Origin of the sequence: Micromonospora sp. NPDC093244 (assembly GCF_040683695.1) — a bacterium.
Lineage (GTDB): Bacteria > Actinomycetota > Actinomycetes > Mycobacteriales > Micromonosporaceae > Micromonospora.
The window spans coordinates 27,525-43,155 of the sequence record NZ_JBFBEO010000011.1 but is presented as its reverse complement, the minus strand read 5'-3'; the positions used below and the strand labels follow the sequence as shown (position 1 = coordinate 43,155).

17 protein-coding genes and 1 riboswitch are annotated in these 15,631 nt (G+C 72.4%); of the genes, 7 read left to right on the top strand and 10 right to left on the bottom strand.

Annotation, left to right across the window (positions count from 1 at the left end):
- Positions 1-32: 32 nt before the first annotated feature.
- A complete protein-coding gene (locus AB0N27_RS29380; RefSeq protein WP_364376841.1) occupies positions 33-731 on the bottom strand; it encodes an SDR family oxidoreductase in 699 nt (232 codons plus the stop codon).
- 161 nt (positions 732-892) lie between these two features.
- Between AB0N27_RS29380 and htpG the strand changes: the two genes are divergently transcribed.
- From htpG to AB0N27_RS29365, 3 genes are all read left to right on the top strand, one after another.
- Positions 893-2,809, top strand: a complete 1,917-nt coding sequence (htpG, locus tag AB0N27_RS29375) for a molecular chaperone HtpG (RefSeq protein ID WP_364376838.1) — start codon at positions 893-895, stop codon at positions 2,807-2,809.
- Between the two features lie 85 nt (positions 2,810-2,894).
- Positions 2,895-3,548 carry a ThuA domain-containing protein gene (locus tag AB0N27_RS29370; RefSeq protein ID WP_364376835.1) on the top strand — a complete coding sequence of 218 codons (654 nt, stop codon included), beginning with the start codon at positions 2,895-2,897 and terminating at the stop codon, positions 3,546-3,548.
- Positions 3,549-3,702: 154 nt separating this feature from the next.
- Positions 3,703-3,874, top strand: a riboswitch (cyclic di-AMP (ydaO/yuaA leader).
- The gene (locus AB0N27_RS29365) at positions 3,872-4,510 is read left to right on the top strand and encodes a transglycosylase family protein (RefSeq protein ID WP_364376832.1); all 639 of its coding nucleotides are present in this window, start codon (positions 3,872-3,874) and stop codon (positions 4,508-4,510) included. (Overlaps the previous riboswitch by 3 nt.)
- Before the next feature lie 102 nt (positions 4,511-4,612).
- Here AB0N27_RS29365 and AB0N27_RS29360 read toward each other — a convergent pair whose 3' ends face one another.
- The 3 genes from AB0N27_RS29360 to AB0N27_RS29350 form a co-directional block, all read right to left on the bottom strand.
- Complete coding sequence (locus AB0N27_RS29360) at positions 4,613-4,972, bottom strand: hypothetical protein (protein ID WP_364376829.1); 360 nt, start codon at positions 4,970-4,972, stop codon at positions 4,613-4,615.
- Between the two features lie 115 nt (positions 4,973-5,087).
- Positions 5,088-6,275 carry a DNA polymerase IV gene (dinB, locus tag AB0N27_RS29355; RefSeq protein WP_364376826.1) on the bottom strand — a complete coding sequence of 396 codons (1,188 nt, stop codon included), beginning with the start codon at positions 6,273-6,275 and terminating at the stop codon, positions 5,088-5,090.
- 65 nt (positions 6,276-6,340) lie between these two features.
- Positions 6,341-6,778 (bottom strand): VOC family protein, encoded by a 438-nt coding sequence (locus AB0N27_RS29350; protein WP_364376922.1) that lies wholly within the window; start codon positions 6,776-6,778, stop codon positions 6,341-6,343.
- Between the two features lie 72 nt (positions 6,779-6,850).
- Here AB0N27_RS29350 and AB0N27_RS29345 point away from each other — a divergent pair, with 72 nt between their 5' ends.
- Positions 6,851-7,864 (top strand): YafY family protein, encoded by a 1,014-nt coding sequence (locus tag AB0N27_RS29345; protein WP_364376823.1) that lies wholly within the window; start codon positions 6,851-6,853, stop codon positions 7,862-7,864.
- On the opposite strand, the gene AB0N27_RS29340 is transcribed toward AB0N27_RS29345, so the two are convergent.
- The 4 genes from AB0N27_RS29340 to AB0N27_RS29325 all read right to left on the bottom strand — a co-directional run bounded on the left by AB0N27_RS29340 (position 7,833) and on the right by AB0N27_RS29325 (position 11,742).
- Positions 7,833-8,327, bottom strand: a complete 495-nt coding sequence (locus AB0N27_RS29340) for a GNAT family N-acetyltransferase (RefSeq protein ID WP_364376821.1) — start codon at positions 8,325-8,327, stop codon at positions 7,833-7,835. The two genes, AB0N27_RS29345 and AB0N27_RS29340, sit on opposite strands and share 32 nt — an antisense overlap.
- Positions 8,324-8,842, bottom strand: a complete 519-nt coding sequence (locus AB0N27_RS29335; protein ID WP_364376818.1) for an N-acetyltransferase — start codon at positions 8,840-8,842, stop codon at positions 8,324-8,326. The genes AB0N27_RS29340 and AB0N27_RS29335 overlap by 4 nt, the downstream gene beginning before the upstream one ends.
- Positions 8,843-8,910: 68 nt before the next feature.
- Complete coding sequence (locus tag AB0N27_RS29330; protein WP_364376815.1) at positions 8,911-10,485, bottom strand: FMN-binding glutamate synthase family protein; 1,575 nt, start codon at positions 10,483-10,485, stop codon at positions 8,911-8,913.
- A 126-nt stretch (positions 10,486-10,611) separates the two neighbouring features.
- Positions 10,612-11,742 carry an N-acetylmuramoyl-L-alanine amidase gene (locus AB0N27_RS29325; RefSeq protein WP_364376812.1) on the bottom strand — a complete coding sequence of 377 codons (1,131 nt, stop codon included), beginning with the start codon at positions 11,740-11,742 and terminating at the stop codon, positions 10,612-10,614.
- 189 nt (positions 11,743-11,931) lie between these two features.
- Between AB0N27_RS29325 and AB0N27_RS29320 the strand changes: the two genes are divergently transcribed.
- Both AB0N27_RS29320 and AB0N27_RS29315 read left to right on the top strand, forming a co-directional pair.
- A complete protein-coding gene (locus AB0N27_RS29320; RefSeq protein ID WP_364376809.1) occupies positions 11,932-12,963 on the top strand; it encodes a hypothetical protein in 1,032 nt (343 codons plus the stop codon).
- A gap of 209 nt (positions 12,964-13,172) precedes the next feature.
- Complete coding sequence (locus tag AB0N27_RS29315) at positions 13,173-14,444, top strand: MFS transporter (RefSeq protein ID WP_364376807.1); 1,272 nt, start codon at positions 13,173-13,175, stop codon at positions 14,442-14,444.
- 48 nt (positions 14,445-14,492) lie between these two features.
- Here the strand turns inward: AB0N27_RS29315 and AB0N27_RS29310 are convergent, their stop codons facing one another.
- Both AB0N27_RS29310 and AB0N27_RS29305 read right to left on the bottom strand, forming a co-directional pair.
- Positions 14,493-14,879 (bottom strand): VOC family protein, encoded by a 387-nt coding sequence (locus tag AB0N27_RS29310; protein WP_364376805.1) that lies wholly within the window; start codon positions 14,877-14,879, stop codon positions 14,493-14,495.
- A gap of 84 nt (positions 14,880-14,963) precedes the next feature.
- A complete protein-coding gene (locus AB0N27_RS29305; RefSeq protein ID WP_364376803.1) occupies positions 14,964-15,383 on the bottom strand; it encodes a YchJ family protein in 420 nt (139 codons plus the stop codon).
- Between the two features lie 108 nt (positions 15,384-15,491).
- Here AB0N27_RS29305 and AB0N27_RS29300 point away from each other — a divergent pair, with 108 nt between their 5' ends.
- The gene (locus tag AB0N27_RS29300) at positions 15,492-15,617 is read left to right on the top strand and encodes a hypothetical protein (RefSeq protein WP_364376800.1); all 126 of its coding nucleotides are present in this window, start codon (positions 15,492-15,494) and stop codon (positions 15,615-15,617) included.
- The last annotated feature ends 14 nt before the right edge of the window (positions 15,618-15,631 follow it).

The following is a 15,631-nucleotide window of genomic DNA, read 5'->3' as shown; positions in this document are numbered from 1 at the left end:
GAACGCCCGGCGGCGGCCCGTCGCGTCGGAGGTCAGGGGAGCTGCGGGTAGAGCGCGGCGACGCCGCCGGCCAGCCCGGCCTGCACCTGCCGGCTCAGGTCGTCGGCGACGATCTCGTACGCGTCGGCCTCGATGCCGTCCACGGCGATCCGGGCGATGGCGGCCGGGTCGGACTTCGGGCCGGTGACAGTGGCGGCCATGTCGGTGTCCAGGTAGCCGACGTGCAGGCCGGCGACCCGGACGCCCCGCTCGGCGAGTTGGACGCGCAGCACGTTTGTCATCGACCATTCGGCGGACTTGGCAACGCTGTAGGCCGGGTGGGCCGGGGAGCCGAACCAGGACAGGACGCTCAGCACGTTGAGGATCGTCCCGCCGCCGTTGTCGGCGATGACCGGCGCGAACGCCCGGATCGTCGACAGGGTGCCGATGTAGTGGGTCTCCAACTCCAGCCGGACGAGGTCCAGGTCGCCGTCGAGCAGGTCGGTCCGGGTGTCGATGCCCGCGTTGTTGATCAGCAGGTTCACGTCGCCGGCCAGCTCGGCGGCGGCGGCCACCGAGGCGGGGTCGGTGATGTCGAGGCGTACCGGCGTCACGCCGGGCAGGTCGACGGTGTCGGGGTTGCGGGCGGCGGCGTAGACGGTGGCGCCCCGGGAGGCGAGTTCGGCGGCGAGGTGGCGGCCGAATCCACGATTGGCGCCGGTGACGAGGGCGGTGCTTCCAGAGATCTTCATGGGCGTCAGGCTATCCGTGCTGGCTTCTGTTAGCCAAAGTCAGCTATGTCACGAGGACGGCGCGCCCGGATCGGGAATACGACCCGGACGCCCCCACCGCCCACCCGGTGACGACTCGTATCCTTTGCGCGAACCTCCGCACGTGACAGAAGGGAGACGGTGTGAGCAACCAGGCCGAGACGTTGGAGTTCCAGGCCGAGGCGCGTCAGCTCCTCCAACTGGTCGTCCACTCGATCTACTCGAACAAGGACGTCTTCCTGCGGGAACTCATCTCGAACGCGTCCGACGCGCTGGACAAGCTGCGGCTGGCCACCATGGTCGACAAGGACCTCGTCGCCGACACCGACGACCTGCACGTCGCCATCGAGGTAGACCGGGACGCCCGCACCCTCACCGTCCGGGACAACGGCATCGGGATGAGCCGCGACGAGGTGGTCGGCCTGATCGGCACCATCGCCAAGTCGGGCACCGCCGAGCTGCTGCGCCAGCTGCGCGAGTCCGCCGACGCGCGCGCCTCGCAGGACCTGATCGGCCAGTTCGGCGTCGGCTTCTACGCCGCGTTCATGGTCGCCGACCGGGTCACCCTGCTCACCCGCAAGGCCGGCGAGACCGGCGGCACCCGCTGGGAGTCCGCAGGCGAGGGCACGTACTCGGTCGACGGAGTCGACGAGGCGCCGCAGGGCACGTCTGTCACCCTGCACCTCAAGCCCGCCGACACCGAGGACAACCTGCACGACTACACCTCCGAGTGGACCCTCCGCGAGATCGTCAAGCGCTACTCCGACTTCATCGCCTGGCCCATCCGGATGACCGTCGAACGCCCCGGCGCCGACGGCGCGGACGCCACGAGCGAGGTGCAGACCCTCAACTCGATGAAGGCGCTCTGGGCGCGGCCCCGCGACGAGGTCGACGCCGCCGAGTACAACGAGTTCTACAAGCACGTCAGCCACGACTGGGCCGACCCCCTCGAGGTCGTGCACATGAAGGGCGAGGGCACCTTCGAGTACGAGGCGCTGCTGTTCCTGCCCAGCCACGCCCCGCTCGACATGTTCGCCCCGCAGGGCCGCCGCGGCGTCCAGCTCTACGTCAAGCGCGTGTTCATCATGGACGACTGCGAGGCGCTGGTCCCCACCTACCTGCGCTTCGTCAAGGGCGTCGTCGACGCGCACGACCTGTCGCTGAACATCTCCCGCGAGATCCTGCAACAGGACCGGCAGATCCAGATCGTCCGCCGCCGTCTGGTCAAGAAGGTCCTCGCCACGGTCAAGGACCTCAAGGCCAACCACCCCGAGCGGTACCGCACCTTCTGGAACGAGTTCGGCACTGTCGTCAAGGAAGGGCTGATCGACGACACCGACAACCGGGACACCCTGCTGGAGATCCTGTCGGTGGCGTCCACCAACGACCCGGCCGAGCCCACCGACCTCGCCGGCTACGTCTCGCGGATGAAGGACGGCCAGAGCGACATCTGGTACGCCACAGGCGACTCCCGGGCCACCATCGAGAACTCCCCGCACCTGGAGGCGTTCCGGGCCAAGGGCCACGAGGTGCTGCTCCTGACCGACCCCGTCGACGAGGTGTGGGTCGAGCGGGTCGGCACGTACGACGGCCGGCAGTTGCGCTCCATCGCCAAGGGCGAGGTCGACCTGGACACCGACGAGGAGAAGCAGCAGGCCGAGACCGAACGTGAGCAGCAGCGGCAGGAGTTCGCCGCGCTCGTCGAATGGCTGGGCACCACCCTCGCCGACAGTGTCCGGGAGGTCCGCCTGTCGTCGCGGCTGACCACCTCACCGGCCTGCGTCGTCGGGGACGCGCACGATCTCACCCCGACGCTGGAGAAGATGTACCGGGCGATGGGGCACGAGATTCCGTCCACCAAGCGGATCCTGGAGATCAACCCGGGTCATCCGCTGGTCGCCGGGCTGCGCAAGGCCCACGAGCAGGGCGACTCCTCCGAGACCCTGACCGAGACGGCCGAACTGCTGTACGGCCTGGCGGTACTCGCCGAGGGCGGCGAACTGGCCGACCCGGCCCGCTTCACCCGGACGCTCGCCGACCGGCTGGCCCGCACCCTGTAGTCGCTCCGACCGGCGGGGCACCCGGCAGGGGCCCCGCCGGCACGCGACCCTGATCTCTGCCCGAACGTCGATTCCGGGAGGGCTCGTGCCTGTCGACACCGTGATCTTCAGCGGCCAGGGGCCGCACGGCGACCCCTGGCACCCGTTGGCGCAGACCAGCGCCATCCTCGCGGACATCATCGGTGGTGCCGCCGTCATGACGTCCGTCGACCGGCTCGCGACCGCGCTCGACGGTGCCCGACTGCTGGTGGTGAACGCGAGCGCCGACCGGTCCTCCCCGGTCCCCGACGACGCGCTCCTCGGGCTCGTTCTCGACGGCTTCCTGGCCGGCGGCGGCAACCTGCTCGCCGTCCACAGCGCGACCCTCGCGTTTCCCCGGGTGCCGAGCTGGCGTGCCACGATCGGCGCCGCCTGGGAGCACGGCCGTTCGTTCCATCCGCCGATCGGTTCCAGTCTCATCCGGCGGACCGCCGTCGCGCATCCGATCACCGAGGGGCTCGGCGACATCGAGGTCTTCGACGAGCGCTACACCGACCTGGAACGGGTCGACGGCGTCCACATCGAGCCGCTCTACGGGCACCGGGAGGACGGCGTCTTCCACCCGCTCGTCTGGGCCCGCACGGCAGGGGACAGCCGGATCGTCTACAGCGCCCTCGGCCACGACGGCCGGTCGTACGAGTCGCCAGGCCACGTCGAGCTGCTGCGTCGAATCGTCGCCTGGCTCCGCCCCGAGCGCTGATCGCAAACGGTCCATCGTGGTCACTGCACAGTGCCGCGAGGCCCGCAACCGGTGGGCGCAACGCCGAGCGCTGCCCGGTGAACAACTTCACAGCGAGTGGGCGTTCGTCACCGACCGTGCCTAACGTCGGTCGGGTTCGCCACTGCGGACACCACGGCCGGCAACGCCAAATCCTGCCCCCGGTCGTCGGAACCCAGTCCACCGGGCAGGAGCGGGGGACCCAGGTTTTCCGGTGCACGTCACCTCGGGGTGAAGCCGCCACCGCGCGGCCGGGCTCCTCGGCCCGAACCCGACAGCTCACCTCGCCGGCGTGGAGGAAACTCATGACTTCTGCTCACACGCCCCGTCATCGACGGGTCACCACCCGCCGCCTCGCCGTCGGCACCCTCGCCGTCGGCGCGGTCACCGGTGCTGTCGCCCTCTTCGGCCCGGCCGCCCCGGCGCAGGCCGGCGTCAACTGGGACGCGATCGCCAAGTGCGAGTCCGGCGGCAACTGGAAGACCAACACCGGTAACGGCTACTACGGCGGTTTGCAGTTCTCGCAGAGCACCTGGGCCGGTTACGGCGGCAAGAAGTACGCCGCACGCGCCGACCTGGCCAGCCGCGGCGAGCAGATCGCCGTCGCCGAGAAGGTGCTCGACGGGCAGGGCATCGGCGCCTGGCCGACCTGCGGCAAGAAGGGCGGCTCGTCGGGCGGCTCCGCCACGAAGTCGACCAAGTCGACGGAGTCGAGCTCGAAGCCCAGGCCGTCGCGCGGCGAGAAGCCGGCGACGCGCGACCACGAGCGCACCGCGCCCGCGGCGGGCGGCGAGACGTACACCGTCAAGCCGGGCGACACCCTGTCGGAGATCGCCGACCGCCAGCGCTCGACCGGCGGCTGGCAAGCGCTGTACGAGCGCAACCGGCAGCTGATCGGCGCCGACCCGGGTCTGATCTTCCCGGGTCAGCGGCTCAGCCTCTGACGCACGACGCACGACGCACGACGCACGACGCACGACGCACGACGCACGAACGCTCGGCCGGGTCACCGGCCGAGCGTTCGTGTGTGACGACGCGGGTAGCGGTCAGGCCGCGGTGGCGGACGCCTTCTGCTCTCGCTGCTGCGCGGGCAGCGGCCCGGCGTTGCGGCCCCAGCGCGGCGCGGTCCCGCCGGGCCAGCCGGGGCGGCTCTCGTCCCGTACGTCGTCGACTGTCGTCTCGACCGAGGTGGACTCGCCGCGGGCCAGCCGCAGCGAGTGCTCGGCGCCGGTGCGGGCCTCGCACGGCCACCCCTGGCCGGCGCACTGGAGATTGCGGCAGTGCCCCTCGTCGTCCGGCTCGTGGGCGCTCAGCACGTCGACCGCGAGCTGCCAGAGCAGCGGGTCGGTCACGTCGTGCGGACGCTCGACGCGACGGCTCGGTCGGTTGCTGGTGTCGTCGGACATCGTGGGTCCCCCTCGTCAGGCTGGTCCCCTCAAGGGTCACCCGTGGGCGGTCGGCTAAACCGCCGACCTGCTGTGATGTGTCACCGATCGCAGAAACTCGGCCGCCAAGAGACCATCAGTCGGGCAATAGCGGCATCTCGACGCCGGGATCGCGGCCGAGCAGCACCGCCCGGGTGAGGGCCGCCGATCCGAACCGGTCACGGACCGCGTCGACCGCCGCGTCGAGGTCGGTGCCGGGGTCGGGTTGGAAGGGCAGCTCCGGCTGGACCGGGTTGTCGTCGAGGTTGCCCACCGAGACGCCGATCAGGGTCACGCCCCGCCTGTCGATCTCGGGCCGGGTCGCCCGCAGCAGCGCCCGTGCGGCGGCGAGCACCTGAGTGGTGTCCGCGGTCGCCTTGCCCACCGTGTGCGAGCGGGTGGCCCGCGTGTAGTCGCCGAAGCGAAGCCGCAGCACCACCGTGCGGCCGGCCCGTCCGGCGGCCCGCATCCGCCTGGTGACCCGGTCGACCAGGCCGGCGAGGATCGCGTCCAGCTCGGCCGCCGCGTGCGGGGCGGGGCTCAGCGCGTGCTGCGCGCCCATCGACCCACGCCTGCGGCCCACCTGCACCGGCCGGGGGTCACGGTTGTGGGCCAGAGCGTGCAGGTGCCGGCCCGCGCCCCCGCCGAGCAGCGAGACCAGCGCCGCCTCACCGAGCCGGGCCACGTCGCCGACGGTACGGATCCGGCGTTCGCGCAGCTTCGCAGCGGTGATCGGACCGACACCCCAGAGCCGCTCGACCGGCAGCGGATGCAGGAACGCCAGTTCGCCGTCGGGTGCGACCACCAGCAGCCCGTCCGGTTTCGCCACCCCGCTTGCCACCTTCGCCAGGAACTTCGTCCGCGCCACGCCCACCGTGATGGGCAGGCCGACCTGCTCGCGGACCTCCCGACGCAGACCCTCGGCGATGTCGGCCGGGGGCCCGACCAGGCGGCGCAGGCCGCCCACGTCCAGGAACGCCTCGTCGATGGAGAGCCCCTCGACCAGCGGGGTGGTCCGCCGGAAGATCTCGAACACCGCCCGGCTCGCCACCGTGTACGCGGACATGCGCGGCGGCACCACTATCGCGTCGGGGCACAGCCGGCGCGCCTGCCGACCGCCCATGGCGCTGCGGACGCCGCGCGCCTTCGCCTCGTAGCTGGCCGCGAGCACCACCCCGCCGCCGACGATCACCGGGCGTCGCCGCAGGCGTGGGTCGTCGCGCTGCTCGACCGACGCGTAGAAGGCGTCCAGGTCGGCGTGCAGGATGGTGGCCCCGGGCGACACGTACACATGTTCGCATAGTGCCTGTCGCCACTGTAGTGACCTGGGCGAACGCGGTCACGTGCCGATCAGTCGAGGCAGAACTCGTTGCCCTCGGGGTCGGCCATGACGAGGTGGCCGGCACCCAGCGGGGGAGCGGGCTCGTGTCGGGCGAGCCGGGTGGCGCCGTACGCGACGAGCCGTTCGGCCTCCGCTTCGAGGGCCGCCATCCGCTCGTCCCCGGCGAGGCCCGGCGCCGCGCGGACATCCAGGTGGACGCGATTCTTGACCTGCTTGCCCTCGGGTACGCGCTGGAAGAACAGCCGTGGTCGGGAGCCCTCGGGGTCGACCACCGCCGAGGCGTCGTTGCGGTTCTCCGGCGGCACGCCCATCGCGTCGAGTGCCTGCTCCCACGACTCGAAGCCGCCGGGCGGGCCCTGCAGCCGGTAGCCGAGCGCCTCGGCCCAGAACCTGGCCAGCGCGGCCGGGTCGGCGCAGTCGAACGTGATCTGCACGTCGCGTGGCATGGCAGCTCCCCTGATCTCGTCGGTCATGGTCCCAGCCTCCCGGAAATCGCGGACAGGATCGTTCCTCGATCCGTGCAACGATCGGCGGGTGAGTGTCGAGGCGACCACCGAGCGGGTTCTGCGGTTGTCGCGCTGCTGCAACGACGACCGTCCTGGACGGCCGCCGACCTCGCCGCGCAGCTGCGGGTCACCGACCGCTGCGTCCGCCGCGACGTGCAACGCCTGCGGACACTTGGGTATCCGGTGCGCGCGGTGTCAGGTGTCGGTGGCGGCTATCAGCTCGGCGCGGGCACCCGGCTGCCGCCGTTGCTGCTGGACGACGAGGAGGCGATCGCGACCGCCGTGTCCCTGCGGCTGGCGTCCGGGGGCACGGTCGCCGGGGCGGGCGAGGCGGCCCTGCGGGCGCTGGCGAAGCTCGACCAGGTGATGCCGTCACGGCTGCGCGCCGAGGTGCGGGCGGTGCACGGCTCCACGGATACCCTCATCGGGCCGGTCGTCGAGATCGACGCGGAGTTGCTGGTGATGCTGGCGCGGGCCTGCCGCGACGCGGTGCGGGTGCGGTTCGGCTACCCGGGACGGGACGGGGAGCGCGAGCGGACGGTCGAGCCGGTCCGGATGGTCACCACCGGCCGACGGTGGTATCTGATGGCCTGGGACGTCGACCGGGCCGACTGGCGCACGTTCCGACTGGACCGGATGCGTACGGCGGTGGCCACGACCTGGCGCTTCCGGCCCCGCGCGCATCCCGACCCGGTCGCCTTCGTGCAGCGGTCGGTCACCGGGTCGCCGTACCGGTACGTCGCCCGGGTGCGGGTACGCGCCCACCCCGACCAGGTGCGGGCGTCGGTGCCGCCGCAGGTGGGCCGCGTCGAGGACGACCGCGACGGGTGGTGTGTGCTGCTCGTCGGCGGCGACGATCTGGACTGGCTCGCCGCGCACATCGCCCGCCTGAGCTACGAGGTGCAGGTGGTGGAGCCCGCGGAACTGCGTGACGCCGCCGCCGGTCTGGCGCGCCGCCTGGCGGCGATGGCCGAGCCCGCCGAACCGGGCCCGGTCAGTCCGGGGCGGGCCGGGCGCGGACGGTGAACTCCCGCAACGACACCGGGTCGCCGTCCGGAGCGGTCCACGATGCCGTGCGGATGCCCGTGCACCGCCACCCGGTGCGTTCGTAGAGCGCGACGGCAGCGGCGTCCCGCACGGCCACCTCGAGCACCAGGTCCGTCGCGTGCTCGTCCGCCCACCGTCGGGCGCGGGCCAGCAGCGCGTCGCCGAGCGCCAGCCCGCGGGCGGCCGGCGCCACGAAGAGGCGCGCCACCTCGGCTGTCGGCCGGTCGGTCTCGGACAACCTGTGCACCGCGACATGTCCCACGATTGTCGCGTCCGGCGCGACGGCGACCCAGGCCCCTGCCGGTCGCGGCTCGCACAACCACCGGTGCGGGTCGGCGGGCCAGTTCATCGGGTACCCGTCGACCCGGTGCACCTCGACGAGGGCCGCGACACATCCGTCCAGGTCGGTGGCGCGGCGGCGACGGACGTGCGGTGGAATCACAGGTCGTCGAACGGGCGGGCGTAGCGGAACTCGCCCCGGATCGTGTCGCGCCACGCGCTCAACGGGCGGGCCATGAAGTACTGCGGACCCCACGGCTGCGGCGGGGTGACACCCACTTCGACGGCCGGCCGGAACCCGAAGCGCGGGTAGTAGTCGGGGTGCCCGAGCAGCACCACCAGGGGCTCGTCCCGCGCGTCGGCCGCGCCGAGCACCGCGTGCATCAGGGCGCTGCCCACCCCGCGCCGCTGCCAGCCGGGCAGGACACCCAGCGGCCCGAGACCCACCGCCACCGGCGCACCGGCCACCCGGGCGCGGGTGGCCACCACGTGCCCCACCACCTGGCCGTCCGAATCGACAGCCACCAGGGAGTACGCGGACACCCAGCTCTCGTCCACGCGCAGCGCGTCGACAAGTGTGGCCTCGACGGGTACGTCGACACCGTCCTTGGCGAAGGCCGCGACGTGCACCGCCCGGACGGCGTCCACGTCGGCGGGTGTCTCGCGCCTGATCAGCATCGCGCCACCATAGGCGTGCGGCGCCGCCGGCCGCACAGGATTATCGCCGTGCGGCCGGGGGCGGGAGGTCAACCGACCGCGGTCGCCGACGGTGGGGCGCTGCCGCCCTGCGGCACCTCCGGGGTCATCAGTCGGATGATCTCGGCCTGGTCGGCGGGCGACGGCAGCCCCCAGCCCGGACGGTAGCCGTACACCTCGTGCAGTGGGGTGGAGCCGGTGCGACCGTCCAGGATCTCCACGGCGTCGGTGTCGATCAGGCCCGGGTGTTCGACGCCGCACGCCTCGGCGACCTTGGTGAGGTCGCGGCGCAGCGTCGCCAGATAGTTGGCGGCCCGGACCGACTTCAGGGTCGGGTCCAGGCCCCGGGCCAGCCAGGCGTTCTGCGTCGCGACGCCGGTGGGGCAGGTGTCGGTGTGGCACTTCTGCGCCTGGATGCAGCCGATCGAGAGCATCGCCTCCCGACCCACGTTGACCATGTCGCAGCCCAGCGCGAAGGCCACGATGGCGTTGTCCGGCAGGCCGAGCTTGCCGGCGCCGACGAACACCACCTGTTCGTGCAGGTCGTGCTCGGCGAAGACCTTGTAGACCCGGGAGAAGCCCTGCTGGAAGGGGAGAGACACCGAGTCGGTGAAGATCAGCGGCGCGGCGCCGGTGCCGCCCTCGCCGCCGTCGATCGTCACGAAGTCGACGCCCCGGCCGGTGTCGCGCATCAGGGTGGCCAGCTCCTGCCAGAAGCCGAGGTCGCCCACCGCCGACTTGATGCCGACCGGCAGGCCCGTCTCGGCGGCCAGCAACTCCACCCAGTCGAGCAGGCTGTCGCAGTCGGAGAACTCGGCGTGCCGGGACGGGCTGACGCAGTCCTGCCCGGCCGGGATGCCCCGGGTCGCGGCGATCTCGGCGGACACCTTCGCGCCGGGCAGCAGCCCGCCGAGGCTCGGCTTGGCGCCCTGGCTGAGCTTGATCTCCAACGCCCGCACCGGTGCGCCGGCGACCAGGTCCTTGAGCCGGTCCAGGCTGAACCGGCCGTGCTCGTCTCGGCAGCCGAAGTACGCGGTGCCGAGCTGGAAGACCAGTTCACCGCCGTTGCGGTGGTACGGCGACAGGCCGCCCTCGCCGGTGTTCTGGAGGCAACCGGCCAGCGCCGCCCCCTTGTTGAGTGCGGTGATCGCGTTGCCGGAGAGCGAGCCGAAGCTCATCCCGGAGATGTTCACCGCCGACTCGGGCCGGAACGCGTGGGCACGCCCCCGGGCCGCGCCGAGCACCTTCGCGCACGGCAGCCGCACGTCGTGCCCGGCGCCCGGCGTCGACGGCGGCACGGCCCGGCCGAACGTGCGGTGCTTGATGATCGGATAGCCGGGGGTGTACTCGATGTCGTTGTCGGTGCCGAACCCGAAGTAGTTGTTCTGCTGCTTCGCCGACGCGTACACCCAGCGGCGCTGGTCGCGGGTGAACGGACGCTCCTCGTTGTTGCCGGCCACGATGTACTGCCGAAGCTCCGGCCCGATGGCCTCCAGCAGATATCGGGCGCGACCGACCACCGGGAAGGTGCGCAGCAGCGCGTGGTCGCGCTGGATGAGGTCCCGCGCGGCGAGCGCCGCCATGGCGGCGGCGACGGCGGGTACGGCTCGACGGGCCCATGTCATGCCCGGGTCTCTTTCCGGCCGGGCGGTGGATCAAACCGGCCCGAGAGTGACGCGGTGCTGGTCAGCCCCGTGACTGGGTGTGGGCCGGGCGGCGGTGCGGGTGTGGCCCGCACCGCCGCCGGTGACTCAGCGGTGCCGCAGGCTCTGGCGGACCGTACCGCCGACGATCGCGCACCACGTGCTCGTGCTGAGCTTGCCGTTGCGCGGCAGGTTGTGCAGCGCCTGGAGGTCCTGCACGGCCGCCCTGGTGGCGTGGTCGTACGCGCCGGTGACGGTGACCGCGTACCCCTTGGTGGCCAGGATCTCCTGCACGGCGGTGACCGGCGCGCCGGTGGCGTGCTGGTCCAGCTCCGGCGCCAGGGTCTCCCAGATCGGCGTGGTGAGCGTGGCGTCCACGTCCACGGCGATGCCGTTGCGGGCCTGCCAGTCCTGCACGGCGGCGACTGTCGCGGCGTCGAACGTGCCGCTGACCGTCACCGCGTAGCCCCGGAAGGCGAGCAGGTGCTGCACGACCCGGACCGACGGGGAGTTGACGAAGCGCCACAGGTCCGGCCAGCGGCGCGCCGGCACGTCACCGGGCTTAGTGCCCAGGGCCGTGTGCACCCGGCGGCGAAGCTCGGGGAACTGCCGGTAGAAGGCCGCGCCGGGGCACTGGGTGGTGCGGAAGTCCCAGTGTCCGAAGATGTCGTACGCGTGCAGACCGTACTGGCGGCAGATGGCGACGCAGAGCTTGACAAGCGAGTCGGTGAGCGCCTCCGGTGGCGTCTCGGTGACGTAGGTGCCCTCGTTCTCGATGCCGATGGCCCGACCGTTCTCGCCGGGGCAGTGCGCGGAGATCATCTGCCTGTCGCCGGCTTCGAGGCGTTCCAGGCTGCCCCGGCGGCCCTCCAGCACGTAGCCGCCCCGGCTGACCGTGAAGTGCTGGCCGGTGTCGGACCAGCCGTTGCCGTCCATGTGCAGGTCCTGGCAGTCGTGGGCCAGCCTGACCGCCTGCTCGCGGGAGTAGTCGGTGACGTTCGGGAACGCCATGTGATGCACGATGATCTTGTTGGTGGGGATGGCGCTCACCGACAGCGGGTCCTTCGGCGGCCGCGCCCCCCACTCGTCACAGCTGATGATCCAGTCCAGATCGGTGCCCGGAGCGGCCTGCGCCATGGCGGGAAAGGCCAGCTCGCTCCCGACGACGGCGACCGTGGCGGCGCCGAGACCGGCCCGCAGCAGCGTCCGGCGGTCCACTTCGGAGTGGTCGACGTGCATGAAAGTCTCCTCCTGCGGCCGACGGCGGGGGATGAAAAGTAGCTCCAGTGGCCGCACGCACTCCGGAGAATATTGCCAAGGCTGTCCCCGCGCCAGACCCCGTGTCACCGCAGCGCGGCGTTTCCCCGCCGGTGAGCGGGGGTAGGTCGGGGCTGACCGTTCGGCTTTCCCGCGTGAAGGAATGACCAGATGAGTGACAACGTCAGCGACGCGGTGGGCGACGCCCTGCGCTCGGTGATGCTCTTCCTGCCCAAGGCCGTCGCCTTCCTGGCGATCCTGGTGGCCGGATGGCTGATCGCCAAGGCCGTGCTGAAGATCGTGGAGAAGGTCCTCGAACGCGTGGGCTTCGACCGCGCCGTCGAACGTGGCGGCGTGCGCCGCGCGTTGAGCCGATCCCGGTACGACGCCAGCGACATCGTCGCGAAGCTCGCCTACTACGCGGTGCTGCTGTTCACCCTCCAGCTCGCGTTCGGCATCTGGGGCCCCAACCCGATCTCCGACCTGCTCGGCGCGGTCATCTCCTGGCTGCCCCGCGCGTTCGTGGCGATCGTCATCGTCGTGGTCGCCGCGGCCATCGCCAATGCCGTGAAGGACCTCATCAGCGGCGCGCTCGGCGGCCTGTCGTACGGCCGGGTGCTGGCCACCATCGCCTCGGTGTTCATTCTCGGCCTCGGCGTCATCGCCGCGCTGAACCAGATCGGCGTGGCCACCGCGGTCACCACCCCCGTGCTGATCGCCGTGCTGGCCACGATCGGCGGCATCCTCGTCGTGGGCGTGGGTGGCGGTCTGATCCGTCCGATGCAGAGCCGCTGGGAGGCCTGGCTGACCCGCGCGGAGCAGGAGTCACACCTGATCGCCGCGCACACCCGCGCGTACCGCACCGAACGCCGCGACGCCGAGCGGGCCCGCGCGTCGGCACCCGCCAGCGATCCGGAGGAGACCCAGATCGTGACGCGGCCGGTCGACCCGGACGCCACCCAGGCGGTACGCCCGTCGGCCGACTCCGAGGCGACCCAGGTGGTACGCCCGTCCGCCGACTCCGAGGCGACCCAGGTGGTACGCCCGCCGGCCGACTCCGAGGCCACCCAGGTGGTACGCCCGTCGGCCGACTCCGAGGCGACCCAGGTGGTCCGGGGTGGCACCGACCGCGCGGTGCCCGAGCAGCGCCTCGGCGACGACAGCGAGGCCACCACGGTCATCCCGCCGGTCGACCGGCGCTGACCGTCAGCGGCACGAGGCGGGGCGGGATCCTCCGGGATCCCGCCCCGCCTCGTCGTACGCCACTCCCAAAACGCTGGCCGGGGCCGGGAGGCTTGTCTAGCATCGCCGACATGACCTGGCGATGTTGATCCAGCGGCGTAGGCCGATCCCGTGGACCGCCACGGACACCGCACGTCCGGTGTCCGTCTCCACTCCCACGGGAAGGCCAAATGATCCACACGATCCCGCGCGTGCCCGGCCCGGCGCTCCGCCGGCTGACGACAACCCTCTACGGGTACGCGTTCCTCAGTGACCTCGTCCTGCTCTACCCGCTGTACGTGGTGTTCTTCGCCGACACCGGGCTGTCGGTGGGGCAGATCTCGTCGCTCTTCGTCCTCTGGTCGGCGGCCGGCATCCTGTTCGAGGTGCCGTCCGGCGCGTGGGCCGACGTGGTGTCCCGCCGGCTGCTGCTGTGCCTCGCCCCGCTGGTGACCGCCGGCGGGTACGCGCTGTGGGTGCTGCTGCCGTCGTACCCCGCGTTCGCGGTCGGGTTCCTGCTCTGGGGGGCCGGCGGCGCGTTGGTCTCCGGCGCGCTGGAGGCGCTGGTCTGGACCGAGCTGGACAGGCTCGGCGCGGCCGACCGGTACGCCCGCGTGCTGGGGCGTGCCCGCACGGCGGGCGTGCTGGGAGTGGTGCTCTCCGGGGTGCTCGCCGGTCCGGTGCTCGCGGCCGGCGGCTACCCGGCGGTGGGTGCGGCAAGCGTGCTTGCCTGCCTGCTCGCCACGACTGTCGCCGCGCGGTTCCCGGAGCATCGCGCCCCGGCCGCCGCTGGCACGCCCGCCGTCGCCTCGGTCGTCGCAGCCGACGACGGTGACCTGGGCTGGTGGGACACCCTGCGGGCCGGGGTGGCGCAGGTCCGTACCCGACCGCCGGTGCGCTCCGCCGTGCTGCTGGTCGCCGTGGTCGCCGCCGACTGGGGTGCCCTCGACGAGTACACCCCGCTGCTGGCCCTGGACACCGGCGTCGGGCCGCGCGCCGTGCCGCTGCTGCTCCTGCTGCTCTGGGCCGGGGTCACGGTCGGCGGCCTGCTCGCCCCGATGGCGGAGCGGTGGGGCGGCCGGGGCTACGCGGCGCTGCTGGGCCTGGTCGGTGTCGCGCTGGCCGGGGGCGCCCTGCTCCGGCACCCGGCCGGGTTCGTGCTGCTCGCGGTGGCGTTCGGAGCCGCGCAACTGGCCACGGTGCTGGCCGACGCGCGGCTCCAGGCCCGGATCACCGGCGACAGCCGTGCCACAGTCACGTCGCTCGCCGGGATGGCCACCGACCTGCTGATCATCGGGACGTACGCGGGTTACGGTCTGCTCGCCACCGTGTTCGGCAACGCGGTGGCCTTCGCGGTGACAGCCGTGCCGTACCTCGTCCTGGCCCTGGTCCTGGTCCTGCTGCGCCGCACCCGGCGCGCGGTGGGCACACCCGTCGGCGTCGCCGCGCGTAGTTCGACCTGACACGGTGCGGGGCGGCGGCCTGACGGGCCGCCGCCCGGCGTGCGGCGGTCAGCTCGCCAGGTGCAGGAACGACCACTGGTGGCCGTCGAGGTCCCGGAAGCCGCGCATGTACATCGGCCCGTTGGCGATCCCCGGGCCGAGCGGCTCCCCACCGGCGACCGCCACCCGGTCGACCAGCTCGTCGACCTGCTCGCGGCTCTGCGCCGACAGCCCCACGATGACCTCCCGGCTGGTCGCCGTGTCAGTGGCGGCTACCCCCGTGTACGCCTCGAAGGCCGAGCGGACGTGCAGCATCAACCGGGTGGTGTCGGAGATGGTGAGCATCATGCTGTCGCCGGCCGGCGCGGTCTGGTCGCTGGTGAAGCCGATCGCCCGGTAGAACTCGGCGGCGAGGGTCAGGTCGCTCACCGCCAGGTTGATGAACGTCATGGTCATCGGAGGTCTCCGTTCAGCTCGGTGGGCTCCGGTCAGCTTCCCGCGCGGGACGCCGACCCGGCCCTCGACGCGCCGACGGCGGCGTCAGCGCTGGTCGCCGTCGAGGTAGACCCACCGGCCGTCCTCGCGGACGAACCGGCTGTGCTCGGTGAGCGTGCCGGGCCGGCCCGCGTCCCGGTAGTGGGCGTGGAACGTCACGGTGCCGGCGCTGTCGAGCAGGCCGCCCCGCTCGGTGTCGACGATCTCCAGCCGGGTCCACCGCTGCCCCGGGTCCAGGTCGAGAAGGGCCGGCCGGGTCGAGGAGTGCCAGCTACGTAGCAGGTAGCCGGAGTCGCCGAGGGCGAAGGCGCTGAACCGGGACCGCATCAACGCCTCGGCCGTCGGCGCCTGCGCCGCGCCGCCGTGCACCGGGGCGCAGCAGTCCCCGTACGCCTGCCCCGACCCGCACGGGCAGGCCCGTCCCGTCGTCGCGTTCGCCCGCCGCCGCGCACCACCCTTGCCCACGCCCTCATCCTGCCGCACCCGTCCGCGAGCCCCGACGCTGGCCGAGGGGTTGACGCTCGTCCCTAGACTTGCGGCAACTCAGCCAAGATCCTGTGCAGCGACTTCCGGATGACGCGGCAGACCGCCCACGTCCTGGGCGAGTTGGAGTACGACACGCCCGCCTTCACCCACGGCCCGGAGTTGACCGACAACCCCCGGGCCCGGATCCGCGCCTTCCTGTCCCGCCACCGGTGAGCACGGCGGGCCGC